The 25,426-nt window shown below is 44.6% G+C and carries 24 protein-coding genes; 1 reads left to right on the top strand and 23 read right to left on the bottom strand.

Annotated features, from left to right (window positions below; all coding sequences use genetic code 11):
- Positions 1–19: 19 nt before the first annotated feature.
- The 5 genes from ACHZES_RS20900 to ACHZES_RS20880 form a co-directional block, all read right to left on the bottom strand.
- Entirely contained in the window at positions 20–730 is a 711-nt protein-coding gene (locus ACHZES_RS20900; protein ID WP_038277348.1) for an ABC transporter ATP-binding protein, read from the bottom strand.
- The gene (locus tag ACHZES_RS20895) at positions 723–1,538 is read right to left on the bottom strand and encodes an ABC transporter ATP-binding protein (RefSeq protein WP_395546500.1); all 816 of its coding nucleotides are present in this window, start codon (positions 1,536–1,538) and stop codon (positions 723–725) included. Before ACHZES_RS20895 ends, ACHZES_RS20900 begins: the two co-directional genes overlap by 8 nt.
- Positions 1,528–2,499 (bottom strand): branched-chain amino acid ABC transporter permease, encoded by a 972-nt coding sequence (locus tag ACHZES_RS20890; RefSeq protein WP_395546498.1) that lies wholly within the window; start codon positions 2,497–2,499, stop codon positions 1,528–1,530. Before ACHZES_RS20890 ends, ACHZES_RS20895 begins: the two co-directional genes overlap by 11 nt.
- A gap of 15 nt (positions 2,500–2,514) precedes the next feature.
- Complete coding sequence (locus ACHZES_RS20885) at positions 2,515–3,381, bottom strand: branched-chain amino acid ABC transporter permease (RefSeq protein ID WP_395546496.1); 867 nt, start codon at positions 3,379–3,381, stop codon at positions 2,515–2,517.
- A 74-nt stretch (positions 3,382–3,455) separates the two neighbouring features.
- Complete coding sequence (locus ACHZES_RS20880; RefSeq protein WP_242843025.1) at positions 3,456–4,664, bottom strand: ABC transporter substrate-binding protein; 1,209 nt, start codon at positions 4,662–4,664, stop codon at positions 3,456–3,458.
- A gap of 388 nt (positions 4,665–5,052) precedes the next feature.
- Here ACHZES_RS20880 and ACHZES_RS20875 point away from each other — a divergent pair, with 388 nt between their 5' ends.
- The gene (locus ACHZES_RS20875) at positions 5,053–5,739 is read left to right on the top strand and encodes a GntR family transcriptional regulator (protein WP_038277338.1); all 687 of its coding nucleotides are present in this window, start codon (positions 5,053–5,055) and stop codon (positions 5,737–5,739) included.
- Between the two features lie 81 nt (positions 5,740–5,820).
- Here ACHZES_RS20875 and ACHZES_RS20870 read toward each other — a convergent pair whose 3' ends face one another.
- From ACHZES_RS20870 to ACHZES_RS20785, 18 genes are all read right to left on the bottom strand, one after another.
- Complete coding sequence (locus ACHZES_RS20870; RefSeq protein ID WP_395546494.1) at positions 5,821–6,210, bottom strand: DUF1667 domain-containing protein; 390 nt, start codon at positions 6,208–6,210, stop codon at positions 5,821–5,823.
- Positions 6,204–7,466: an NAD(P)/FAD-dependent oxidoreductase gene (locus ACHZES_RS20865; RefSeq protein ID WP_395546493.1), complete on the bottom strand. Its 1,263-nt coding sequence runs from the start codon at positions 7,464–7,466 to the stop codon at positions 6,204–6,206. The genes ACHZES_RS20870 and ACHZES_RS20865 overlap by 7 nt, the downstream gene beginning before the upstream one ends.
- Positions 7,463–8,929, bottom strand: coding sequence for an NAD(P)/FAD-dependent oxidoreductase (locus tag ACHZES_RS20860; RefSeq protein WP_395546491.1), 1,467 nt, complete (start codon positions 8,927–8,929; stop codon positions 7,463–7,465). Before ACHZES_RS20860 ends, ACHZES_RS20865 begins: the two co-directional genes overlap by 4 nt.
- A 176-nt stretch (positions 8,930–9,105) precedes the next feature.
- Positions 9,106–9,789 carry a FadR/GntR family transcriptional regulator gene (locus ACHZES_RS20855; RefSeq protein ID WP_395546490.1) on the bottom strand — a complete coding sequence of 228 codons (684 nt, stop codon included), beginning with the start codon at positions 9,787–9,789 and terminating at the stop codon, positions 9,106–9,108.
- Positions 9,790–9,916: 127 nt separating this feature from the next.
- On the bottom strand, positions 9,917–12,052 hold the full coding sequence (locus ACHZES_RS20850; RefSeq protein WP_038277330.1) for a polyribonucleotide nucleotidyltransferase: 2,136 nt from the start codon (positions 12,050–12,052) through the stop codon (positions 9,917–9,919).
- Between the two features lie 337 nt (positions 12,053–12,389).
- Positions 12,390–12,656 carry a 30S ribosomal protein S15 gene (gene rpsO / locus ACHZES_RS20845; RefSeq protein WP_024294143.1) on the bottom strand — a complete coding sequence of 89 codons (267 nt, stop codon included), beginning with the start codon at positions 12,654–12,656 and terminating at the stop codon, positions 12,390–12,392.
- Positions 12,657–12,975: 319 nt separating this feature from the next.
- Positions 12,976–14,862, bottom strand: coding sequence for a sigma 54-interacting transcriptional regulator (locus tag ACHZES_RS20840; RefSeq protein WP_395546487.1), 1,887 nt, complete (start codon positions 14,860–14,862; stop codon positions 12,976–12,978).
- Positions 14,863–14,982: 120 nt separating this feature from the next.
- A complete protein-coding gene (locus ACHZES_RS20835; RefSeq protein WP_395546485.1) occupies positions 14,983–15,942 on the bottom strand; it encodes a D-2-hydroxyacid dehydrogenase in 960 nt (319 codons plus the stop codon).
- 18 nt (positions 15,943–15,960) lie between these two features.
- On the bottom strand, positions 15,961–16,863 hold the full coding sequence (locus ACHZES_RS20830; protein ID WP_395546483.1) for a sugar phosphate isomerase/epimerase family protein: 903 nt from the start codon (positions 16,861–16,863) through the stop codon (positions 15,961–15,963).
- A gap of 63 nt (positions 16,864–16,926) precedes the next feature.
- Entirely contained in the window at positions 16,927–17,838 is a 912-nt protein-coding gene (locus ACHZES_RS20825) for a sugar phosphate isomerase/epimerase (RefSeq protein ID WP_038277323.1), read from the bottom strand.
- A 6-nt stretch (positions 17,839–17,844) separates the two neighbouring features.
- Complete coding sequence (locus tag ACHZES_RS20820; protein ID WP_038277322.1) at positions 17,845–18,777, bottom strand: transketolase family protein; 933 nt, start codon at positions 18,775–18,777, stop codon at positions 17,845–17,847.
- Positions 18,774–19,604, bottom strand: a complete 831-nt coding sequence (locus tag ACHZES_RS20815; protein ID WP_038277320.1) for a transketolase — start codon at positions 19,602–19,604, stop codon at positions 18,774–18,776. The genes ACHZES_RS20820 and ACHZES_RS20815 overlap by 4 nt, the downstream gene beginning before the upstream one ends.
- A gap of 4 nt (positions 19,605–19,608) precedes the next feature.
- Complete coding sequence (locus ACHZES_RS20810) at positions 19,609–20,274, bottom strand: aspartate/glutamate racemase family protein (protein ID WP_038277317.1); 666 nt, start codon at positions 20,272–20,274, stop codon at positions 19,609–19,611.
- 16 nt (positions 20,275–20,290) lie between these two features.
- Positions 20,291–21,121, bottom strand: coding sequence for a sugar phosphate isomerase/epimerase (locus ACHZES_RS20805; RefSeq protein WP_038277315.1), 831 nt, complete (start codon positions 21,119–21,121; stop codon positions 20,291–20,293).
- Between the two features lie 19 nt (positions 21,122–21,140).
- Positions 21,141–22,127 carry a Bug family tripartite tricarboxylate transporter substrate binding protein gene (locus tag ACHZES_RS20800; RefSeq protein WP_395546480.1) on the bottom strand — a complete coding sequence of 329 codons (987 nt, stop codon included), beginning with the start codon at positions 22,125–22,127 and terminating at the stop codon, positions 21,141–21,143.
- Between the two features lie 22 nt (positions 22,128–22,149).
- Positions 22,150–23,667, bottom strand: coding sequence for a tripartite tricarboxylate transporter permease (locus ACHZES_RS20795; RefSeq protein WP_038277312.1), 1,518 nt, complete (start codon positions 23,665–23,667; stop codon positions 22,150–22,152).
- A gap of 16 nt (positions 23,668–23,683) precedes the next feature.
- Positions 23,684–24,133, bottom strand: a complete 450-nt coding sequence (locus ACHZES_RS20790; RefSeq protein WP_038277311.1) for a tripartite tricarboxylate transporter TctB family protein — start codon at positions 24,131–24,133, stop codon at positions 23,684–23,686.
- 22 nt (positions 24,134–24,155) lie between these two features.
- The gene (locus ACHZES_RS20785) at positions 24,156–25,163 is read right to left on the bottom strand and encodes a PdxA family protein (protein ID WP_038277310.1); all 1,008 of its coding nucleotides are present in this window, start codon (positions 25,161–25,163) and stop codon (positions 24,156–24,158) included.
- Positions 25,164–25,426: the final 263 nt, after the last annotated feature.

The raw sequence follows: 25,426 nt of genomic DNA, 5'->3' as shown, positions 1-25,426 counted from the left end.
TGTCGACAGTGGGAGGCCGTCAGCCTCCCAGATAAGCTTTTTTAATTTCATCAGAATCCATCAGTGTTTTGCTTTCTCCATGGGTAACAAGGTTACCCACTTCCAATACATAGGTTCTGTCAGATATGGACATGGCCATAAATGCATTCTGCTCCACGATAGCAATCGGAATATTTCTTACCTTATTTACGCGGACAATTACATCAAACATATCATCAACAATGACTGGTGCAAGGCCAAGACTTGGCTCATCAAGCATCAAAAGCTCTGGATCGGACATCAGTCCTCTTGCTATGGCTAACATCTGCTGTTCCCCTCCTGACATGGAGCCGGCTTTTTGTTTTGCCCGTTCCTTTAATCGTGGGAAAATTTCATACTGTTCTTCCAGATGACGCTCCATTTCTGCCTTTGATAGCTTTACCGAATAGGCGCCCATTTCCAGATTTTCCTGAACCGTCATATTGGGGAAAATTTCACGGCCTTCGGGAATATAAACAATTTTTTTACTTACCACCTTATGTGGAGGGAGACCGCTTATAACCTGGCCGTTGTATTCGATCGTACCGTTTTTCGGTTTATTGATTCCCATGATGGACTTCATGAGAGTAGTCTTTCCTGCTCCGTTTGCTCCGATGATGGATACAATTTCCCGGTCTCCCACTTCAATGGATACGTCAAACAGAGCCTGAACTTTGCCATAATATACGTCAATGCCATTTACCTTAAGCATTTGAAGCCCCCCTTGCCATATTCTGTTTATACCGGTCGCCTAAATACGCCTTTATTACCACCGGATCCTGCTGTATTTCTTCCGGTGTGCCTTCAGCAATTTTAGCTCCGAAGTTAATAACGGTAATATAATTGCTGATATTCATGATGACATCCATATTGTGCTCAATGAGGAAAATGTCAATGCCGGAATCAAATACCTTCAGCATAATATTTACAAATTCCACACGCTCAGATGGATTGAGCCCTGCGGCCGGTTCATCTAAAAACAGAAGTCTTGGATCTGACATAAGAGACCTGGCAAGCTCCGTAAGTTTCTGTTTCCCGTAAGGCATGTTGGCCGGATACTCTCCCGCCAGATCCTTTAATCCCATAAACTCCAGGATCTGATCTGCCTTTTCATTCATCAGCTTCTCTTCTTTGTTTGCGTTCTTAATATCAAACAGAAAAGGCACAAAGCCCTGCTTCCGGTCTGTCATATTTCCCATCATTAAGTTTTCTTTTACTGTCATGGAACGATATAATTTTAAATTCTGGAAGGTACGGCTGCAGCTGGTTCTGGCAATCTGATGGGCATTCATACCACTTATTTTCGTATCCTCATGGTAGATCTCGCCCTCTGTTAACGGCAGAAGGCCGGTGATCATATTGATCGCAGTTGACTTACCTGCTCCATTTGGCCCGATCAAAGCATGAATGGTGCGTTCCTTCATATCCAAAGACAGATCATTTACCGCAACCAAACCGGAAAAGCGTTTTGTTACATGGTTTAGGGTTAAAATGGATTTTCCTTCTCTGTTATCTGTCATTTGCCTGTGCTCCTTTCCCTGCTTTTTCTTCCCTTTTCTTTCCTTTAAACAGAGAAACCATCCCGTTTGGCAAGAAGATGACAAAAAGCAGAGTGATGATTGAAAATACCAGCCAGTAGTAATTTTCCATGAACCTTAATAATTCCGGCACCAGAGTCACCAGAATCGCTCCCAGGACATTACCGGGTACAGAACCGATTCCTCCGATAACCAGCATAACAACGTAGTTAATGGAATACTCCAGGTTATATGCACTTGGATTGATGAATCCAACGTAATGGGCATAAAGGCTTCCTGCCACGGTTGCATAAACGGCCGCAAGGGTAAATGCCAAAATCTTAATGGACGCAATGTTGATTCCTCCTGCTTCCACCGCATCCGGATTATCCTTAACTGCCAGGAAAGCCCGTCCCCATTTGGAATTAACAATCCGGTATGCATTAAAGATAAGAATGATCGCTATGACCAGATAGAGATAGTAAATTTCTTTATTTGTCTGGAACTTATGACCCAGGATAGAAAATGGGGGAATTCCCGTTACACCCAATGCTCCTCCTGTTAAACCTGTCAAATTCGTCATCAGAATACGAACGATTTCAGAAAAACCAATGGTAGTAAGGGCCAGATATACTCCGGATACCCTTAAGGAAGGATAGCCAAGACCCATTCCTATTAAAAATCCCATTCCCACGGCAGCGATTAAGCAAATCCATGGATTGATCCCAAGTCTTGTGGCCAGCAGGGAAGACGTATATGCTCCCATAGAGAAAATACCGGCAGTTCCCAGATTCATCTGACCGGTAAGACCGGTTATGAAATTAAGACCCACTACTATGATGATATTAATTAACACCTGGATCATCAGATTCAGATGATAATTATTGGAAATAAACATAGGTAGGATCGCTGCCAGAGCAATGGCTGCCACTGCAATTAATGCCGATGTTTTGTTTACTTTCATTGCCTTCCTCCTCGCTTATCTCTTATTTCCCAAAATTCCTGACGGTCTGACCAACAAGAAAATGATTAACAGTACAAATGACAGACAGTCTTTATAAACAGATGGGATCAGCATACTTCCAAAAATTTCAACCACTCCCAGAAGAATACCGCCCACTATCGCCCCGGGAAGGTAGCCAAAACCACCGATGACACCGGATGCAAATCCTTTTAAACCGATCATGGATGACATTTGAAGTTCCACATTGAAGATAGGAATGACCAGGATTCCGATGGTGGCGCAGACAATCGCTGATAAACCAATGGTAAAAGCGATGTTCATGGGAACATTGATTCCCATTAAGGAGGCCGCGGTTTTATTTTCCGATACACAGCGCATGGCTTTTCCTGTCTTGGTTGTTTTAAAGAAAACCTGGAGGCCTGCAGTAATCAGGGAACATACCACAATAATCACCAAATGAGCTTTTGAGACTACCACAGAACCAAAGTGAATGGATCCTCTCAAGAAATTATCCAGTGTAAAGGGAAGGGGACCCCAGATCAGACGAACCGACTCTATCATGATTCTGCCAAGGATAACCGTTCCGATAACCGCGAATAAATTGGTGGAAAGCTTGCTGAGCGGGTTAAAAATCACAAATGCGCTGACAATTCCAAATAAAAACATGGTAAGGACAGCAAAAAGAATTGCTAGTATCGGCGGAAGCCCAAGACCTAACACATAGGTACCGGCAAACATATAAGCTCCAAATAAGATGAACTTATCATGGCTGAAATTAAGTAATCCTGTTGCGTTCCAGATAAGAGTGTACTCAATACCTACCAGAGCATAGATAAAACCCATGGCAATCCCGGTAATGAGCAGCTGTACGAATACCTGCATATGTAGTACCTCCTCGTTATTTGCACCCGGCAGCTGTTTTAAGCCGCCGGGTGCCGTTCATTCCCTTTTTATAATCAGTCTAAGGATACCTGCTTGGACACAGACATATTCTTTTCTCCGTCAAACTCCAGAATATAAAGGTTCCGGTTCATCTCGCCCTGCTCAGAGCAATTAAGTTTACCGAATACTGCATTAAAGTCTTTTGTTTCAGAAAGAGCCTTGCGAATATCTTCCGGTTTATCGGAGCCAGCACGTTCAATGGCATCAGCGGTTAAGTAAGCAGCAGTATAATACATAGCTGCATAACGTTCCACATCAGCTCCCCAGCGTGCCTTAAAATCATCTAAGAATTTCTTCATGGTCTCATTGGTCTGGTCAGCATAGAAATCCGTAGATGCATAGGTACCTTCCAGCTGTTTTGCATCGCATAAATCATAGGTCTGAGACTGTGCCAGAGCGTTAGGTCCTACATGAGGAAGATCTCCCATGCCAAGCTCGTCCAGCTGACGAACAATCAAAGCAGCCTCTGCGTCATGGGAAAAGTCGAAGATAACATCAGGTCCCCAGCCTTTGATCTTGGAAAGCTGTGAAGTCAAGTCCTTATCGCCTGATGTAAAGCCTTCTGAGTAATATTCAATGCCATTCTGTTCGCAATACACTTTTGTAGCATTGTCAGCCGCTACACCGTAATCATCTGTATCATAGAGAGCTCCAACCTTTGCAGCACCAAACTGGTCCTTGGCAAACTCTACCATAGCTGGTCCTACAGCTCCATCGGAAACGGATATACGGAAAAAGTATGGATTCTGTGCTTCTAAAAGCTTTGGTGATGTGGCAGCGCTGATGAAAGGAACGCCTGCCTTCCGATATAATTCCTGAGTTGCAGATGCCATTGGAGAAGTATGAGGACCAATTGCCACAGAAACATTCTCGCCCAGGATCTTATTGACTGCATTTACCGCACCTGTAGGAGTTCCTGTGTCATCAACCAGAACCATCTCCAAAGGTCTTCCACCCAGCACGCCTCCTTTGGCATTGATTTCTTCAAATGCCATAGTCACTGCCTGCTTCATACGAAGTCCGCCTGCTGCCATAGGGCCTGTTACCATGTTGGATACTCCTACTTTGATCGGAGCTCCGGTAGCAGTCGACTTGGCACCTGCCTGAGTTTCCCCGGAAGCCTGAGCTTTCGCACCTGATGTACTGCTGCCGCAGCCGGCCAGAGATGTGACAGTCATACCAACTGCCATTGCCATGCATAAAACTTTTTTCATCCTTCTCATGTTGTAATCCTCCTCTTACGAATTATGAATTCGATTGAATTGTTTTAGAAATATATTAATTCAGTAGTAATATATTTTCATGGCGTTAGTATACTATAGCAGCGTTTGAAAAGCAATAATAAATATTTTTTTAACAAGGATTTTGTTTCTTTTATCTATTTAAAACCTCTGTTTCTTGTGCACTTTGACGATAATAATCATTTTCCATGTGATTATAGTATATTTTTTTATTTATATTTATTATTTTCATCCATGGAAAAAACATTACTTGTACCGTATACTGTATCTATTGTGCTAATTTTTCTTGAAAGTAATATATTGATTTCAATTTAAAATATCCATGTCCGAATCTTTCCGTGACATAGCTATAACGCAAAGGAGCGCTGAAATGACAAAAAAGTTTACCCAAAACCCGGGAGAGTCTGCACGTGAATATGCCCTTCGGTTTCTTCTGGACCAGATTATCAACCTGGATTTCACACCGGGACAAAAAATCTCTGATATAGAAATCTCAAAAGAATTAAACATCAGCCGGACTCCGGTTAGAGAGGCCATTCTTTCTCTTACCAATGGCCATTTGATCGAAAGCTATCCTCAAAAAGGAATTTTTATCTCTCTGATCGATTCTAATATTGTGGAACAGGTATGTACTATGAGAAAAATGATTGAAGGACCGTTGGCAGAAATGAGCTGTGATTTCATCACCCAGGAGCATCTGGATAACTTATATGATTATATAACTCTCCAAAAAGATTATGCCTCCAATGGACCAAGGGAGAATTTCGAGAAATTTCTGACTCTGGATATCGCTTTCCACAAAGAATTTTATGATATCTGTGGAATGACCTTTATCTATGATACTATGCAGACCATCATGCCCCACTTTGACAGGCAGCGAAAGCTGAGTTATCAGATCAATGTATCAGACCGTGTCATCAGCGATCACTCTGCTATCTGCAAAGCCATCATGGAAAAAGATAAGAAAAAGGCTTCTGAAGCCATGATCCGGCACATATCCACCGCACTGGCAGATCAGACCATATTAAAAAAAGAATTTCCCGATTATTTCATCTAAAGGATTTGTATCATATTTTGATACCATAAGGAGCCGTAAAACAAGACTGTTTTACGGCTATATCATATTACCAGTTTTTTATTATTTCAGCAGTTTGCCGGCCGGCACAGATTTTGTCACAATCACATCTGCATCATATCCAAGAATATTTTCCACGAGAACCGTTCCAGCTGTCACAGGTGCTGTCAGACAGCATTTCTTAATCTCCTCCATGGCATCAAAGATTATGTCTTTTGGGATCGGTTTTGTCAAGCGAACGCTGGCTAACGGCAGAATTCCTCCTTTTACCAGAACTGAAGTTGCAATATTACGACGGGGATCGATCAGTTCCTGCTTTACATAAATCTCCCCTCTGGGACAAAGGGCGCCTTCTATGGAACGTATCAGGCTGTCTCCGCCTTCTTTTATTTCTATATCTGCGCTTATTCCGCAGCCGTTTGGACAGATAATACAGGTAAATTCCTTCAGCATTCTACGCACACCTCCAAATCTGAGCCGGATACCAGCTTTTCATGTGAAATGACAAAGCGGATCATTTCCGCCGGTATGGCTTTTTTCATCTTTTTAACAGCCACTTCCTTTCCGGCCTGGCGCACTACAATGCGGCAGTCCTTCATCGGTCTTTTTACCCTTAAGGACAGCGTGAATTCTTTTTCTCCGCTGACTCTTTGGGGTACCGTATATCCGATATTGCAATCCGTATTAATTGAAATGGCAGCCGGCTTCAAACTTCCTTCTATTACGTATTTTGCCACAGAATCGGCCAGACTCTCCGCCTCTATGGATACGAAATCAACCAGATCATGAACATGAAGGACGTTTCCTGCAGCAAAAATCCCTTCTGCGGCAGTCTGGAAATTTTCGTCTACAAGGGCTCCCCTGGTCCGCTCATCTAATATAACTCCCGCATCCAGGGATAGTTCATTTTCCGGAATCAGACCTACGGAAAGAATGAGTGTATCACATTGATACTCCTTTTCTGTTCCCGGAATCGGCTTAAAATTCTCATCTACTTTAGAAACAGTGACTCCGGTAAGTCTGGTATTTCCATGAATAGCGGTTATTCCATGGCTTAAATGCAATGGTATGTCATAATCATTGAGACACTGTTCGATATTCCGAGGCAGTCCGCTTGGATAAGGCTGGATTTCAAATACAGCCTTTACATGGGCCCCTTCTAAGGTAAGCCGGCGGGCCATAATCATACCGATATCTCCAGAGCCCAGTATTACCACTTCCTTAGCCGGCATGGTATTAAACAGATTCATATAAGCCTGAGCAACGCCTGCAGTTAATACGCCCGTAGGCCGCTCACCCGGAATTCCAATGGCACCCCTTGTACGCTCGCGGCAGCCCATGGTCAGAATCACTGCCTTTGCCTGCCATGTTCTCATGCCTTTTCTGGTAACTGCCGTCACTTGTCTTTCATGAGTTACCTCTAACACCGTTGCATCTGTTATGTAAGGAATGTTCAGTTCTTCTATTGTGTCAATGAAACGCTGTGCATATTCAGGACCGCTTAAGGCAGTCTGAAAGCGGGTCAGTCCGAATCCGTCGTGAATGCATTGACGCAGAATGCCACCCAGCTGCTTTTCCCGCTCAATGACCAGTAAGTTATGAATTCCACGGCGGTAAAGTTCTGCTGCTGCAGCCAGCCCGGCAGGTCCACCGCCTATTATGACAACATCCACTTGTTCCACCTGAATCTCTTTTAATTGTGCATTCATGACTTCACCTCCTGCCTTACTTTGCCAAAGAACATTTGAGAACCCTTTCTGGCATATTGAATTTGATCTTCTTTTTTCCCCAGTTCCTGTTCCAACAGCTGTGCAATGCGCATCTGGCAGTAACCGCCCTGGCAGCGCCCCATCATGGACCGTGTCCGATACTTAATGCCGGTCATGGTGTCTACGCCAAGCGGATTATGGATTGCCTGGAGAATCTCCGCCTTTGTCACCGTTTCACACCGGCAGATCACTTCTCCGTATTCAGGATTTTCCAGAATTTTCAGATTCTGTTCTTCTTTTGAAAGCTCCGCAAACCGCACCACACCTTTGCGTATGGGATTAAAGGAGGAGTTAAGGGTTAGTTTTTCCCTCTCGGCCATGAGCCCGACCGCATAGCGTGCAATTGGTACAGCCGCAGTCAGACCGGGGGATTCTATTCCTATCAGATTGATTGCACGCGGCGCTTTTAAATCTTGCACCTCAATTTTAAAGTCCTGGATTGCGCCATTCTCATCCACCCATTTGGGAAGGATTCCGGAATAATTACGGATATAGTCCTTCTTATGGATACAAGGCCATAAGTCGGAGGCACTACTTGCTAAATAGTCCATATTTTCCTGGGATACGCCATAATATGTAAAATTATCAGTCAGATCCGCATTGGGTCCAACGATTACATTGCCATCTGTCGTATTGGTCACATGGATCCCCATATAGGTATTGCTGGGAACCGGGTATACCGGCATGGGAAGCAATGGACCGGTCCTTTTATCCAGAATGATGTAATCTCCCTTGGAACCTATGATCTTATATCCGCCAATCCCCAACAGCTCCGATATCTTCCCGCAGCCAAGACCGGCACTGTTTACTACCCAGCGGCTGTAAAAGGTTCCCGCGGATGTGGTGATTACATAATTGGAATCCGCATCTCTTTCAATGGCTGTTACCTCGTTGTCAAAGAAATAATCCACACCATTTTCCGCAGCATTCTCAGCCAGGGCAATGGTATATCCGAAGGGATCTACGATCCCGCTTTCAGCGGAATACATGGCAAATTCCCCTATGACAGCAGGTACCAGTTCATGAAGCCGTTCTTTTCCGATCAGTTCCATCCCGCTTACCCCATTGGCTTTGCCCTGTTTCATGGTCCGCTCCAGCGATTCCTGATCCTCCGGTGTATTACCTACCAGAACTTTTCCGCAGCGCTGAAAAGCAAAATCCAGTTCTTCGGAAAGTTGTCCCATGATTTTATTGCCTTCCACACACAATTTTGCTTTGAGGGAATCGGTGTTGTATGCGAATCCTCCGTGGACCACTCCGGAATTTCGTCCGCTGGTCTCACAGCAAACATCCAGATTCTTTTCCAAAACACCTATTTTTAAGCGATATCTGGACATTTCCCTGGCAATTGCGCTTCCAATAACCCCGCCTCCGATAATAAGTACATCATATAATTGTTTCAATATTTTTAACCTCCAGAAAAAAATAAACACTATAGGTTGAATATTCATCCTACAAATATATTCTATTTTTATCATATTTTGTGGAATAAGTCAAGAAAAAGTAAAAAATAAGGCATATACTCATCCCATGAATATATGCCTTATCTCATAATATAGGATTTCAGACCATGGTTCAATCAGTTTCTTTCCCGGTCTTCTTCCTTATAGCGGTTTTCGTTGTACATTAAGTGGAAATACATAGCCTGCTGTGCTTCTACGGGTCTCCGGTCCCTGATCGCCTCATAAATCCTGCGATGAGACAATAACGTCTGTGCATATTCGGTTTCCCGGACTGAACCGGCAAAGACCCGGACCCCATCGGTGATGACAGGAACCAGATTTGCGATGATCAGATTATGGCTGCAGTTGGCAATCTGGGCATGGAACTGGGAATCTTTTTCCGAATAATCCTCCCGGTTCTCCATCATCTTTTCTAATTCCAGAAGTATTTCTTCCAGGCAACGGATGTCCTCCATAGCCGCATTCTGAGCCGCCAGGGCTGCAATAGGCGGCTCCAGCATGACCCGGATCTGGATTAAATCCTCTGTCAGCTTTCTTCTGTCTTCTATCATGGTAAATCCCAGAGGATCATCGGCCACACCATTTTTATCTGACAGAAAGGTCCCCGATCCCTGGCGAATGGTGACGATGTTGCGGGACATCAGGATCCTTAAGGCCTCACGGACCGTATTACGCCCTACTCCCAGAACTTCAGACAGTTCTGCCTCGGTTGGCAGCTTGTCTCCTGCAGTATAACCTTCTTCCTGTATCATCTGCAATAATTTTTGGGATGCAATTTCTGCCAGTGTCTGTTTTTCCATGATATACTCCTTCCCCGTTCCTAAAACTGCCGGATATTCACAATCCGTGCCCTTATCTGATGAGGTAAAAAAACAGACAGCAGACGGATATTGGCCTATCTGCTGTCTGCCACAGGGCATAGCTGTTTTATTCTGTGACTGTTTCTTTTTCTTCTTTCTTCTCTTCTGTCTTTGCAGCCAGATCTCCCGGCTTCATGCTTAAGTTGATTCTGCCCATCTTGTCGACTTCCATAACCTTAACGGTTACTTCGTCACCGATGTTAACTACATCTTCAACCTTTGCCACTCTCTTATCAGACAGCTTGGAAATATGAACCATACCATCCTTGTTAGGAGCCAGTTCAACGAAAGCACCAAAGTTCATGATTCTGACAACCTTGCCTGTAAAGATCTGTCCTGCCACGATGTCTGTTACAATGCTCTTAATGATCTGGATTGCACGGTCGATCATAGCCTGATCGGTTCCGCATACGGATACATTACCATCATCGTTAATATCGATCTTTACACCTGTTTCTTCAATGATCTTATTGATCACTTTACCCTGCTTACCTACCACATCACCGATCTTCTGAGGATCGATGGAAATCTGGTCGATCTTCGGAGCATACTTGCCTACTTCCTTGCGTGGCTCAGCAATGGCTTTTGCCATAACCTCATCAAGAATATAAAGTCTTGCTTCTCTGGTGGTGCGGATGGCTTCCTCAATAATCGGTCTTGTAAGGCCGTGGATCTTAATATCCATCTGGATCGCAGTAATACCCTTATGGGTACCTCCTACCTTAAAGTCCATATCGCCGAAGAAATCTTCCAGACCCTGAATATCAGTCAGGACGATGTAATCGTCATCGGAATCTCCGGTAACAAGTCCGCAGGAAATACCTGCAACAGCCGATTTAATGGGAACACCGGCAGCCATTAAGGACATGGAGGAGGAACAGATACTTGCCTGGGAGGTGGAACCATTGGATTCCATAGTCTCAGATACGGTACGGATTGCATATGGGAATTCATCCTCAGAAGGAAGAACTGGAATCAATGCTCTCTCTGCCAGGGCACCATGGCCGATCTCTCTACGTCCCGGTCCTCTGGAAGGTCTTGTCTCTCCTACGGAAAAGGACGGGAAATTATAGTGGTGCATATATCTCTTCGAAGTTTCCATATCATCAATGCCGTCTAATCTCTGGCTTTCTGAAAGTGGAGCCAAGGTACAAATATTTAAAATCTGTGTCTGACCACGGGTGAACATGGCGGATCCATGAACTCTTGGAAGCATATCGATCTCTGCTGCCAGATGACGTATCTGATCCATGGCACGGCCATCAGGACGCTTATGGTCTTTTAAGATCATCTTGCGGACAGTCTTTTTCTGATACTGGTAAATGGCTTCTCCAAGCACTGACAGCCATTCTTCCTTTTCTGCAAAGGCTTCTTCCAGTTTCGCGGTGATGTTGCGGATGTTCTCTTCTCTTATCTGCTTTTCATCGGTAAATACGGCAACTTCCATCTCCTCAGGAGTAACGATTTCCCTGATGGCAGCAAATAACTCTTCCGGCACTGCACAGCTGGTATACTTGTGTTTTGGCTTTCCGCACTCTGCTACGATGGTGTCAATGAATTTGATGATTTCCTGGTTTACTTCATGAGCCCTAAAGATGGCCTCGATCATCTTATCTTCCGGTACCTCATTGGCTCCGGCCTCGATCATGATGACTTTTTCTCTTGTGGATGCAACCGTAAGAGCCATATCGGAAACCTGCTTCTGAGCCTGGGTTGGGTTGATAACGAATTCTCCGTCTACAAGTCCTACCTGGGTGGAAGCGCAAGGTCCGTCAAATGGAATATCGGAAATGCAGGTTGAAATAGCAGAACCTAACATTGCTGTGAGCTCCGGACTGCAATCCTGATCTACGGACATAACGATGTTATCTAAGGTTACATCGTTGCGATAATCTTTTGGAAACAGAGGTCTCATGGGACGGTCAATAACGCGGGAGGTCAAAATTGCATTCTCAGATGCTTTTCCCTCTCTCTTGTTGAAGCCGCCTGGGATCTTTCCTACGGCGTATAATTTTTCTTCATATTCTACGCTCAGTGGGAAGAAATCGATTCCGTCTCTTGGTTTGTCAGAAGCAGTTGCGGTAGCTAATACTACGGTATCGCCATAGTGCATGAGTGCTGCGCCGTTTGCCTGCTTTGCTACTCTGCCGACATCAACGGTTAATGTTCTGCCGGCCAGTTCCATACTGTAACTCTTGTACATACTGGTATCTCCTTTTACTTGATTAATATTTATATTAACAGTAGAAGACGCCGAAACTACTGATCTGCGCGCAATAATTAAAAAATGAGTTTGATTATGCGGCCCGCTGGGGGCAGAATCCGCAACCGCAAATTCGGGACTTTTAGTCCCTCATTCGCGGTTGCTCGCCAAGAGACTGGAAGGGGGTGCGGATATGCTTGCATATCAGCGCCCCCTTCCCGCCTCTTGGCTCTGCTTATTACGCACACATCAGCGGTCTCGGGGAATGCTTCTACTTTTAATATTCTTTTCCTAATAGACAGATAGGGTGGAGATGTCCTCCACCCTAAATGGTTTATTATTTTCTGATTCCTAACTTCTCGATCAATGAACGATAGCCTTCAAGGTCTGTCTTCTTTAAGTAATCAAGAAGACCCCTTCTCTGTCCAACCATCATCAGAAGTCCTCTTCTGGAATGATGATCTTTAGGGTTCTTCTGAAGATGATCTGTTAATTCTGTAATTCTTTCTGTCAGAATTGCAATCTGTACTTCTGGTGAACCTGTGTCTCCGGCTTTTCTGCCAAATTCAGCGATGATAGCTGCTTTCTTTTCCTTTGAAATCATGTTGATTTCCTCCTTTAGTCTTAAAGTCTCACCTCATACCAAGTATTGGTTGGAGTATCCGAAATACCAAGTATCGGCGCATATTTGTACTGATACAGTTTACCACAGGGCAATATGGTTGTCAATTATTTCTATTAAATAATCAGGTTTAATGAAAGTGATAGTGTCTCTGGATACATACCAGTTCCAGCATACTTCCTTCTTGTAAAAATATAACCTAAAATAAGCCATTTTATACGCTCCCGGTCCAGTTAATCAACTGTTTAACACCCATTAAAACAATGTAGACTTCACCCTGTTCCGCTTTCCACCAGACATCTTAATTATCTTTTTCCTGTTTTTTTATCATTCTCCAGAGGGTTGTCCTGCTTACCCCTAGTTCTTCAGCCAGGTCCTTTTTTTTCATTCTGGGAGAAAAACCGCTGTATTGATTCAATTCCGTGCTTTGCAGTTTTGGACCAAACATATTTTCTTTCTCTTCCACCTCTTTAAAGATTTTAAGCTGCCTGATATCATTTTCCTGAATGGTTCCCGTATCATTTAGAACGGTTAAGCGTTCGCAGATATTGCGGAGCTGGCGGACATTTCCGGGCCATTCATATTCCGTCAGCAGCTTACCGGCTCCGGAGGAAATTCTGGGTGCCGATTTGCCGATTTCACAGGCAAATCGCAGCATGTAAAAATCGACCATGGTCATGATATCTTCCTTTCTTTCTCTGAGAGGGGGAATGATAATGTCCAGCAGATTCAGACGGTAATACAAATCCGAACGGAAATTACCTTCTTTGATTTGTTTTTCTATATCGATATTGGTCGCTGAAATCACCCTGACATCCACAGGAAGCACCCGGTCACTGCCGATCCTTCTGATTTCTTTTTCCTGCAGTACTCGCAGCAGCTTTGCCTGGAGCGAAAATGGAATTTCTCCGATCTCATCTAAAAATATGGTTCCCTTGTGAGCCAGTTCAAAAAGACCGATTTTTCCATTTCTGGATGCACCGGAAAAGGCTCCCGATTCATATCCGAATAATTCGCTTTCCAGCAAGTTTTCAGGCAATGCCGCACAATTTAATGCAACAAAGGGTTCATGACTCCTTTTGCTTACCCTGTGGATGCTATGGGCAAAAAGCTCTTTTCCAGTTCCTGTCTCCCCTACGATCAGTACGTTTGAATCCACGCTGCTGTATCTTTTTGCTATGGATATGTTATCTTTAATTGCCTGGCTGTTTCCAATAATATCTTCAAACGTGTATTTGGACGCCAATCCTTTTTCGCTTAATCCCCGGCGTATTTTGGTTTCTGTTTCCATGATTTTCTGAGCATTCTGGGTAATAATCATGGTTCCTGCACTATGATTATCCACCATGATGGGCTTGTATTGAATAAAATAATTTTTACTGTTAATCTTCATCAGCTCTGAAGTTTCTTTTCCGGACTCCATAGCCTGCTGCCACTTCAACTCTTTATGAATGACCTTAATAGAATTGTTAATGTAATGATCCTGAGTGGACAGCTGATAAGCAATATAGGCCTGGTTGTTGATCGCAAGAATTCTCCCGGCCTCATTGACCGCTATAATCGCATCTTCACTGCTATTTAGGATCATGCGCATCATATCGGCTTTGGCCCTTTCATTGTTAATGGTTCTTGCTGCATTCACAGCTTCTAAAAGCGCCTGCTCAATCGCCATGTCTTTTGTCTCAATATGAATTCTCGGTATTCCGTTTTTGTCACACAGCCCGCAGATCGTTCCGGCCCCCACCACCGCATCAATCCCTTTGATTTTCAGCTCTTCAATGGCCTGTATGCAGCTTTCTTCATCTGAAATATCATAAAATTCAATCCCTGCACCACACAGTACCTCCAGGTTTTTCACAGAAGCAAATTCCTGTTTCTGAAGGCACAGAGCGATCCGTCGCGGTGCAAAAGTTTCTTTGCATCTTACCAGAGCATCCACAATGTCAAAACTGGTTAAGCGAAGCTCTACGATATGCTTCTTGGGGAACAGCTTTCTCAACCTGTCATAAGTCATTCCCCTGGCCATCATAATTTCCGCGTCCTTGTTTTTGGAAAGAGAGTCCGGCGTTCCAAAGACATGAATCAGTTCCACTCTGATGTCTTCTCCTTTTGGACTCAATTTTAAAACAGCCCTCTCAAATCGTTCTCTCATGTTATCACGGGGCATAAATATCAGAATTTTTACCATACGAACATCCATCCTTTGCAAAAAAGCATCCAACAATATTACTTATATTGTAACATAGTCAGATGCTCTTTTGCATTGAAAACATTGATACCCAGTTGGAATTTATACTCTGGTCGGATTCTATTTATTTACTACATTTTGCGGAGTGCCTGCCTGATAGGCCCTTAAATTGTCCACCGCAATATCCATTAGTCTTTGTCTGGATTCTTTTGGCGCCCAGGCTATATGAGGGGTGATCAGACAATTTTTTGCGCCTAGCAGCGGATTGTCCATTTTAATCGGCTCGGTAGATACTACATCCACTGCTGCTCCGGCTACCTTTCCGCTGTTTAACGCTTCCCGCAAATCTTCCTCTACAATCAGCGGTCCTCTGGAATCATTTATAATCATCACCCCATCTTTCATCTTTGCAATATTTTCTTTGTTAATAATCCCTTCTGTGGAAGGAAACAGCGGGCAGTGCAATGCAATTACATCGGAATCTGCCAGCACTTCATTCAGCGAAGCATAGCGGCAGGTCTCCGTCTCCAGTGCCTTATTCTGATATTCGTCAAATGCAAGTACCTTCATTCCCAGTGCCTGGGCTATTTTGGCCGTTCCCTGCCCGATTCGTCCAAATCCAATAATGCCCATTGTTTTTCCGGCAAGCTCAATGAGCGGATGGTTCCAGAAACACCAGTCTTGACTATTGGTCCAATCCCCTCTCTTTACGCAATCAGAATGCTCCCCGATGTGATGGCACAGTTCCAGCAAAAGTGCAATGGTATACTGGGCAACTGCGTCCGTCCCATAAGTCGGGATATTGGAAACCGGGATCCCTGCTTCCCTTGCGGCCCCAACATCCACCACGTTGTATCCGGTAGCCAGTACACCGATAAATTTAAGGTGCGGGCATGCTGCAATGGTCTCTTTTGATATGGGTGTTTTATTGGTATAGACTACTTCTGCATCTCCGATTCGGTCCACAATCTCAGAAGCAGGCGTCCTGTCGTATACGGTCAAACTTCCAAATGCCTCAAAACCTGCCCATGACAGATCTCCCGGGTTCTCTGTGTATCCATCTAAAATTACTATTTTCATCTTTCTATCCTCCCTTATTCAGTCTTCTACCAGCGCCCATGCCCGGTTAATCACACGTTTTGTGTTGGCCAGGATTATATCCCCATCTTCCTCTCCCCACGGCTTAACTTCCAGGGAAAGAACGTATGGATTTTCCTTTTGAAAGAAACCTTCCTCTTTTAAAACAGTAAAGAAATCTCTTAACTCTTCCACGTCATTGGCACTGTCCGGATATCCAAATCTGGGATGCTGGTCCCCATAAGCTTCACAGCCCTTCTTAACAACAGCATTGCCAATATGGAAATGGGTAATATAGGGGCGAAGGGTCTGTACGACAAATTTGCTGGTTTCGTACGTTGTAGGAAAATGGGACAGATCTACCAGAAGGCCGAAGTTGTGATTGGTCATGCGCATATCCGCTGCAAATCTGGCTGCATAAGGTGCCGGGCCGATCAATGCTGCTTTATCCATATCATAATCAAATACTTCTAGTTCGATCATCATACCTTTATCTGCCGCATAATTGCAAAGATTTCTGGTGGTTTTTAAAAGCTGCTCATATGCCTGTTCTTTTGTTTCCTCCTCCCATTTTCCTGCCAGGAAAGCGACTCCCTTTGCTCCCATGTATTCCGCTTCATCCACCGCTTCCATCAGCGTTTTTTCCGCTTTCTTTCTTCCCTCCTCATTGGTGTCATTGGGATTTAGTTTCGGTCCCAGCAGTCTTGGCTGAGCCCCATAGCAAACCTTTAGATGAGACTGCTCCAACATGCCTTTTACTTTCGCTCTTGCGGCGTTATCTTTTATTTCCGTAATTTCAAGTGCACTGAAATATTCGTCACATGCAATGGTCTTTACAGAATCTACTATATTATAGGAAATCGGCGGATGAGTCATCCACTGTATGGTTCCTATCTGAAAATATTTTTGAATTGGGTCTTTCATATTTTTTACCTCCATCTCCTCCGCGCCATACGGTATGTAGCTATTCTGTTCTTTTGAATCCTGCTATATCATATCCCATGCCAGATTCAGAGTCCTTTTTGCATTAGCAATCACCACTTCACTATCTTCCTCTTTCCACGGTTTTACTTCAAAACTTACAATCGGCCTGTTCTCTTTGTTCAGAAAACCGATCTCTAGTAAGACCTTTAAGTAATGAGCCAGTTCCTTCACATCATTTTCGCTGTCTGGGAATCCAAACCTTGGATGCTGATCTCCATAGGCCGGTAATGCAGGCTTGCGGATCACGGTATTTCCCATATGGGCATGCCTGATATAGGGGGCAACAGGTATCAGATTCTCTTCAAACGTTTCGTGAAGCATGGGGATATGACTGCAATCGACCAAAAGACCAAAATTATCAAATTCTGAACTCATGATCTCTGCATACTCTTTTACAAGCTTAACAGGTCCCAACAGGGATCTCTTATCAATGTCATAATCAAATACTTCCAGAGTGACCAGCATATCCCCCTTTGCCTTTGCATAACGGCAGAGTTCTCCTGAACTCTTTAAAAGAGATTCCAGAGACTGCCTCTTGGTTGCTTCCTCATAACTTCCGGCAAGAAACGAAAAACCTGATGCTCCGATTTCATAGGCCTCATCAATTCCTTCCTTTAAGGAAGCAAGTGCCGCAAGCCTCTTTTGCTCATCCAGGTCGTTGATGTTTCCACCGGTTGTTAACATCCTTGGCTGTCCCCCGTAAGCAACTTCCATATGGCCGCATCGAATCATATCCGCTGCCTGTTTTCTTACCGCCGGATCACGGATCCAGGTAACTTCCACTGCCTCAAAATACTCATCGGTTACAATTTTTTTCAAGCATTCCAGTGTAGGACCTTCCCCTGAAGCCAGTCCACGGAATGCCATATGCAAAATCATACCGATCTTCATATATTTTCTCATAGATTCATTCATCCTGCATCACTTCCTTGCCATTACCTTCCGACAAGCTGCACCGATCTCCCGGCTGCTGTATCCGTATTTTTCCAGAAGCTGCTCATAGTCCCCGGATTCTGCAAATTCCTCTGCTCCAATTATTTCCACCGGGACAGGACATTCCTGTACCAGTACCTCTGCGACTGCACTACCCAGACCGCCATGGATACTGTGCTCCTCCACAGTCACTATGGCTCCTGTTTTTTTTGCATAAGAATATATTAGCTCCCGGTCAATCGGCTTAACGGTATGCATATCAATCACAGCTGCCTCAATTCCTTCCTCGCTTAACAACTTTGCTGCTTCCAGGGCTTTATGCAGTACCGTTCCCGTTGCAATGATAGTCACATCCGATCCTTCCTTTATGACAATCCCCTTCCCGATTTCAAACTTCAATGTTTCATCATAGATGACAGGCGCAGGCGCTCTGCTTAAACGTAGATACACAGGTCCCTCATATTCTGCCAGCGCAAATACCGCCTTTTCCGTTTCCACCGCATCGGAGACGCTTACCACCGTCACCCCTGGAATGGCTCTTACAAATGCCATATCCGTTATACTGTGATGACTTGCTCCATCGTAGGAGTCAGACAGTCCGCAGTAGGTTCCGGCCAGTTTGACATTCAGTCTGTCATAAGCAATGAGGCACTGGATGGGATCTGCTCCTCTGGTTGTTAAAAAACTTGCAAATGTATTGACAAACGGTACGAATCCTTCCAAGGCAAAGCCTGCTGCCATGGCGGTCATATTCATCTCGCTGATCCCTACATTAAAATAACGGTCCGGGAACTCTTTTCCAAAAACAGCGCTTTTTGTAGATGCCCCCACATCAGCCTCCAGTGCTATTATTTTTTCATTCACCAGACCCAGCTTTTTTAAAGCTTCTCCATAAGCATCTCGAATCGCAACCTTTTTCATGCCGGTGCACCTCCCAGATCAATCTTCGCTGCCTTATAATCCTCTTCGCCAATGGGTTTTCCATGCCAGACATTCTTTCCTTCCATGAAAGAAATCCCCTTTCCTTTCACTGTATTGGCTATAATAATAACAGGTTTCCCCTTACAGGCTACGGCCTTATCCAGGGCATCGGAAATGGATTTTACATCATGTCCGTCGCAGGTCAGTACCTTCCAGCCAAATGCTGCCCACTTTGCAGGAATATCACCCATGGGCATGATTTCTTCCAGAGTTCCGTCAAGCTGGACCCCATTGTTGTCCAGAATGGCAATCAGATGATCTGCCTGGAATTTGGAAGCTGCCAAAGCTGCTTCCCAGACAGAGCCTTCCTGAATCTCTCCATCTCCAAGTACAACGTAGGTATAGGCTTCGCTGCCCTTTAACCGTTCTGAAAGACTCATTCCAAGGCCTGCCCCAAGCCCAAGTCCAAGGGGACCGGTTGATAATTCCACTCCCGGAGTTTTATGTAAACACGGATGACCCTGGAGATTGCTGTTAATCTGCCGAAGGGTTTTCAGTTCCTCCTTTGGAAAATATCCGAGTTCTGCAAGGATGATGTAGAGAATAGGAGCTGCGTGCCCTTTTGATAGGATCAGCCGGTCTCTTCCTTCCATGTCCGGATGCCTGGGATCCTGCCTGATTTTTTCAAAATACAGGGTAGTCAGGATTTCGGTACAGGATAATGATCCGCCCGGATGACCGGTCTGTATGTGGTAAAGCAGATCAATCAATTCGTTGCGAAATCTGAAACATAAGCGTTGTAATTCCTGCTGTCTTTCAGCATTCATATTGTTACACTCCTTCTGCTTTAAAATATTCATTTATCTGTCTGATACACAGGGAGGGGCTGGATAAAGTCACAATTTTGCTGATCTCTTCTATGTCCTTCTGAAGATGGGCCATGGAAGCCTGAGCAAGGATCACACAGTCATAATTCCGGATTTTTCCTGCCTCTTCCCTCAGAATGTTGTCATGTACATTCATTTTCAGTTCCTTCATGGCATGAAATGCCTCCCTGCAGACGATCTGATCCAGGTCAATTTCTACACCTGCCGCAGCAGCTTCTTTTTTCAGCTTCTCCCTGGTGGGTTCAACCGTACTCTCAGCCGTTGCCATAATGAGAATCCGCCTGCCGTAAGTCACCCCCTTTGACGCCATGGCATCATCAATGGCGATTATCGGCACCTTTATTAATGGCCGAAGCATATCCACAACCGGTGTCAAGGTTGAGCAAGTGGTGACGATGAGATCCGCACCGGTCATTTCCTGGGTCTTTAAATCCTGAAACAGGCGGTTTCTGTTATTTATAGTAAATTCACCAACTTCATTGGGATGATTGGCCAGGTAGTCATCCAGCAGATTATAAACCCTGATTGTTTCATCCACCCCGGCCCTAAGCGCCTCTTCAAATGTATTAGCTACACGTTTGACTGTATGGATCAATGCCACTGTCTTCATATCCGCGTTCCCCTTTCTATGTCCCATACACCTTGTTTAAGATCGGCTTTAAATGCAAGGCCGCTCTCTTTGCCGCTTCATACTGATTGGGAATCTGATAAATTTCCGTACAGAAATTCCCTTCATAGCCACATTCTTTGAAGGTATTGATGATTTTTTCAAAATTTAATCCACAGCTGCCTGGATATCTCCGGTTATTGTCTGCCAGATGCACATGTATATTATAAGAACTGTATCTGCGGATCGCTTCACAGATATCTTTCTCTTCCAGGTTCAAATGGAACACATCCATCATCAGCTTAAAATTCCCCCGGTCCACCCGTTCTACCAGCCTGACCCCTTCTTCCAGAGTATTAATAAAGTTGGTCTGCATAATGGTTACCGTTTCCAGAGCTATTTTAACATCCCTTGGCTTCGCATACTCTGAAAGCTCCTGAAATGCCTTAACAGCCAGCTCTTCCGTCTCATCCCTGGACAGTTCCCTGGAATATTGACCTCTGACACGTCCAATATTAATATCCGCTCCCAGAAAACAGGCAAAATCAATGATTTCCCTGGAGCGCCGAATAGCTTCTGCCCGTATTTCCGCCCTTGGATCCGTATAGCTTAGCCCAAGCTGGCCGAATATTTCTCCGGTACAAACAAGAGCAACCGACAATCGGTTCTTACTGGCTTCTGCTTTTACCTCCTCCCAGTCAAGCCGGGATGGATCGAGAGTCATAAGCTCAACCCCATCATAGCCAAGACTGGCAAGAGCCTGAAAGCTCTCTGAAAGCGCTCCCTGATAAGCAGTTACCGAATCTGCAACTGTTACATCCGGGGTCGCCACCTGATAGCATAGTTTCATGATATTTCCTCCTGATCCGCTATTTTATCCCATTAGCCGCCATGAAGTCCGCCTCGTATTTGGTTACATATTCTCCTGCTGCTGCCATATCCTTATAATCAGCAACCAATTTGTTCTTCTCCAGATAATCCGTATTCCACTTATCCGTCTGGGCAACCTTTCCCAGTAAGTCGCTCCAGTATGCAGCGGCAGCATCGCTCATGGCTGCCGGAGCCGCCACACCGCGCCACACCGGAATCTCCACATTCTTATAATCACCGATCTCACTTAAGGTGGGAGCATCTGTCAGATTACCGGTATAACGCTCCTCAGCCAAAGCCAGAACTGGAATCAAGGAGCCTGCCTCCACATACTCTGAGGCTGCCGCAGGCTTGGAGATCACAAATTCTATATGGCCTCCAAGAATCGCCGTAATGGCATCCCCGGTGGAATCATAGGTAATATAACTCATTTGATTCTGGGTAAGCCCGATTTCTGCAAGCATGGCTTCATAGGTTGCAATGTCATCGCCCTTTGAACCTCCTATCACTACCTTTTTCCCATTCTTTGCAGCCTCGATGGCCTGAGAAAAATCCTGGTACTTTGTTTTTTCTCCTTTAAAAATCAACTGCTTGTCTACTGCCATAATTGCAAGAATCCTAAAGTTTTTCGAACGGTTGGCCGTATTCTGTACCATTGGCATCAGATCCCCGCTGTTAAAGGTCAAAAGGGTGTAATCTGCTTTCTTTCCTTTTGTGTTAGCCACCTCATTTCTTCCGATCTCACCGCCACCGTCCGTTTTATTTGTGACCAGGATCGTTTGATCCAGCATTTTTTCACTTACCATGATATCAGAAATCATACGGGTATAAATATCACTTCCGCCACCCGGCTTGCTTGTTACAACCCACGATACGTTTTCCTTTGGAACAAACGGTCCGCTTGATGCCTGTTTACTGTTGCAGCCTCCTATAATCAAAGAGACTGCAATCACCCCTGCTGCTAAAAATGTCTTCCTGCTTTTCATTGTAAACTCCTCCGTTTTTATTTTATTTTGAGGCTTTTCCTGCTGTCTTGTTTTTCATCATTGATTTAACTACAGGAGTTGCCACTACACCAAAAAACACAACCATAAGTACACAGGTAATAGGCCTTGTAAAGAAAATATCCAGACTGCCTCCGGATATGATAAATGCTTTGCGCATATTTGATTCCAGAAGCGGCGCCAATACAAAGGACAGCAACATGGGAGCTGTCGGATAGTCATTTTTATCTAACAGATACCCTGCAATACCAGACAAAAACATGATTAGAACCCCATACATGGAATAGCTGGAACTGTATGAGCCTACCACACACACAACGGTAATGCACGGAATCATGTATTTTACTGGTACGGACAGTATTTTAAGCAAAAACGGGATTACGCAGACCGCGATTGCCAGAGTCAGTATGTTTGACAAAAACAGAGAGGCAATTAATCCCCACGTAAAATCCGGTTCATTTGTAAATAACAGCGGCCCCGGATTCAATCCCCACATCATCAATCCTCCCAGCAATACGGCTCCGGTTCCTGATCCAGGGATACCAAGAGCGAGAAGCGGGGCAAACGCCCCTGCTGCTGCTGCATTATTGGCAGCTTCACAGGACGCAATTCCTTCAATGGCACCGGTTCCAAGTTCCTCTTCGCTCTTCATTTTCTTCTGAACCGCATATCCCATAAAAGAACCTGTTGTTGCACCAGCCCCTGGAAGCACTCCTATAAATGTACCAAGAAACCCGGAACGAAGAGCCGGAGGAAGAAGACGCCTGAAATCATGCTTGGTAATCATGCTGCCCCGGATGGTCAATTTCATATCTGTGGCTGCTCCGCCCTTTCCCTGATCACGTTCCATGATCAGTTTGATGACCTGTGAGAATCCAACCGCTCCAATGATATAAGGAGTAAATGGAATGCCTCCAAGCAAGTACATGTTTCCAAAATCGTACCTGGGCACACCTGACAGCGTATCCATGCCAATGCTTGCCAGTATAATCCCGAACATGGTAATAACCACACCCTTTGTAGGGTTTTCTCCCACTAGCCAGCTGATGGAAGTCATGGCGATCAAAAGAAGAGCTGTCATCTCAGAGGGACCGAATTTCAATCCCAGATTTGCCAATGCCGGGCCGGTAAATGTAAGTATGCAGATACCAATGGATCCTCCGATAAAAGAGGATAAATCGGCGGTCAAAAGCGCCTGCCCCGGCCTTTTTTTCTTTGAAGCCATTGGATAGCCATCCAAAGCCGTCATGATTGCCGGTGAATCTCCTGGAATATTTAAAAGGATTGCACTGAAGCTGCCGCCATACATGTTGGAATAATACAGGGCTCCCAGCATAATGATTGCTGTTGTAGGATTGAACTTATAGGTCAGTGGCAATAATAGAGCCACGCCTGCAAGACTGCCTATTCCCGGCATTGCCCCAACAATAAGTCCCAAAACTGCTCCTATAAGTGCCGCTCCCACATTTTGGAACGTAAGGGCTGTCTGAAAACCATGAAGTAAAAGTTGTAAATTCTGCATCTTTGATCTTCCCCCTTTATAAAATGTATTCCATCAGACCCAGGGGAAATTGTATCCCCAGCCACAAGCCAAATACTCCAATCACAATAAAAGCGACCACGGCCAGAATAATCAGTGTATCCTTCCAGCTTGCTTTTTCAAAGACTTTCAGCCATAAAATAATATAAAGAAAGCAGCTTCCCACAAGCCCTATAATAAAGGTTGAAAGAATAATTCCTGCCCCTGATGCGATGACCAGCAATTCCTGCTTTTCGTATTTCACGGTCCCATCTTCTTTGAAAGACTGGATAAAAGCAAGTATGCTGGTTAAAAACATAACAACCGCCATAATTGACGGGAAAAACCCTGGTGCCGGCCCCTGATCAGGATTCCAGAAGCCCAGTTTAAAGACACCCACCCATCCGAAAACAACGGCAAATCCTGCCATAAACAGCGGAATCACCTGTTTTGTCCGAACCTTCTTCATTGTAATAAACCTCCCCAAAGTATTAATCCATATTTCTGATGGTCCTTGCCATCTTTGCTGCCATCAGCACAGCATTTTCAAACGCAGACGTCTTTGCCACTCCTTTACCTGCAATATCGTAAGCAGTTCCGTGGGCGCAGGTAACGATAGGTGCCGGAAGACCGCCTGCAATGGTAATCCCCTGATCAAATCCTTTTAATTTCAGTGCTATCTGTCCCTGATCGTGATACATGGTAACAACCCCATTAAATTCTCCATTAAATGCATTGATAAAAAGTATATCCGATGAGAATGGCCCCCTTGCGTCTATGCCCATTCGTTTCGCTTCCTCAATGGCCGGAGTGATTACGTCAATTTCTTCTCTTCCGCACTTTCCCCCTTCCCCGCAGTGGGGATTCAGCGCCGCAATGCCGAGAACAGGTTTCTCAATGCCGGAATTTTTTAAAGTAGAGTCCGCTAGAGTGATCGCCCTCATAATGGTTTCCACACTTAAATGATCACTTACTCTGGCAATGGGGATATGACTGGTTGTTCTTGTGGTCCACAAATCCCCCAGAACATTGATTTCGCCAAAGGGAGCTGTCTGATGGAACAAATCGGCCAGAAAATGATGTTCACTTTCCTTTGTGCAGCCTGCTTTGATCATGGACTGCTTATTCAGCGGTCCGAAGCAGAAGCCGTCTATTTTGTCGGCCTGAAATAGTTCAACTCCCAGCTTCAACAGCTCAAGACACGCTTTCCCGCTTTCAATACTTAGCTTTCCATATTCAATTTCTATAGGATCTAAATTCTTCTGGTCCAGAACGGGAATCCCATCTTCCCAGGTTGCTTCCGAAACATCGGATATTGCCTGTGTCCTAATATTCAGGCAGTTAATCTTCTCCGCCTTTTTTAAAACCCTTAGATCTCCCATAATCAGAGGCCTGCAGTTCTGATCTAAAAAACCGTTTGCAGCCAGCTTTGCGATCATTTCAGGCCCTACCCCCGCAGCATCTCCAAGTAAAATTCCCAGTACAGGTTTCCTGCTCATATATTTATTTCTCCTTCTTTGTAATTCTTAAAAGAAAACGTCGACGTATCTTCTATACTTTTTATAAAGCAAATATCATGCCAACTATGGATCAGGAACTTTTTTATTGATAACTTTATAAGATTACCGTATTTTTGAGCCTTTTTTCTATCATCGGGATTCTGTATCCGCTCACTGCATGAAAATTATTTCGTTTCTATTTGAAACATTTTGAAACATGTGTTTCAAAATGTTTCAAAATCTTTTCCCGCAGCCTGAGATTC

The sequence above is a fragment of the Lacrimispora sanguinis genome (assembly GCF_044987295.1).
GTDB lineage: Bacteria > Bacillota > Clostridia > Lachnospirales > Lachnospiraceae > Lacrimispora > Lacrimispora celerecrescens_B.
The sequence above is the reverse complement of the archived record's forward strand: the minus strand, read 5'-3'. Positions and strand labels throughout refer to the sequence as shown.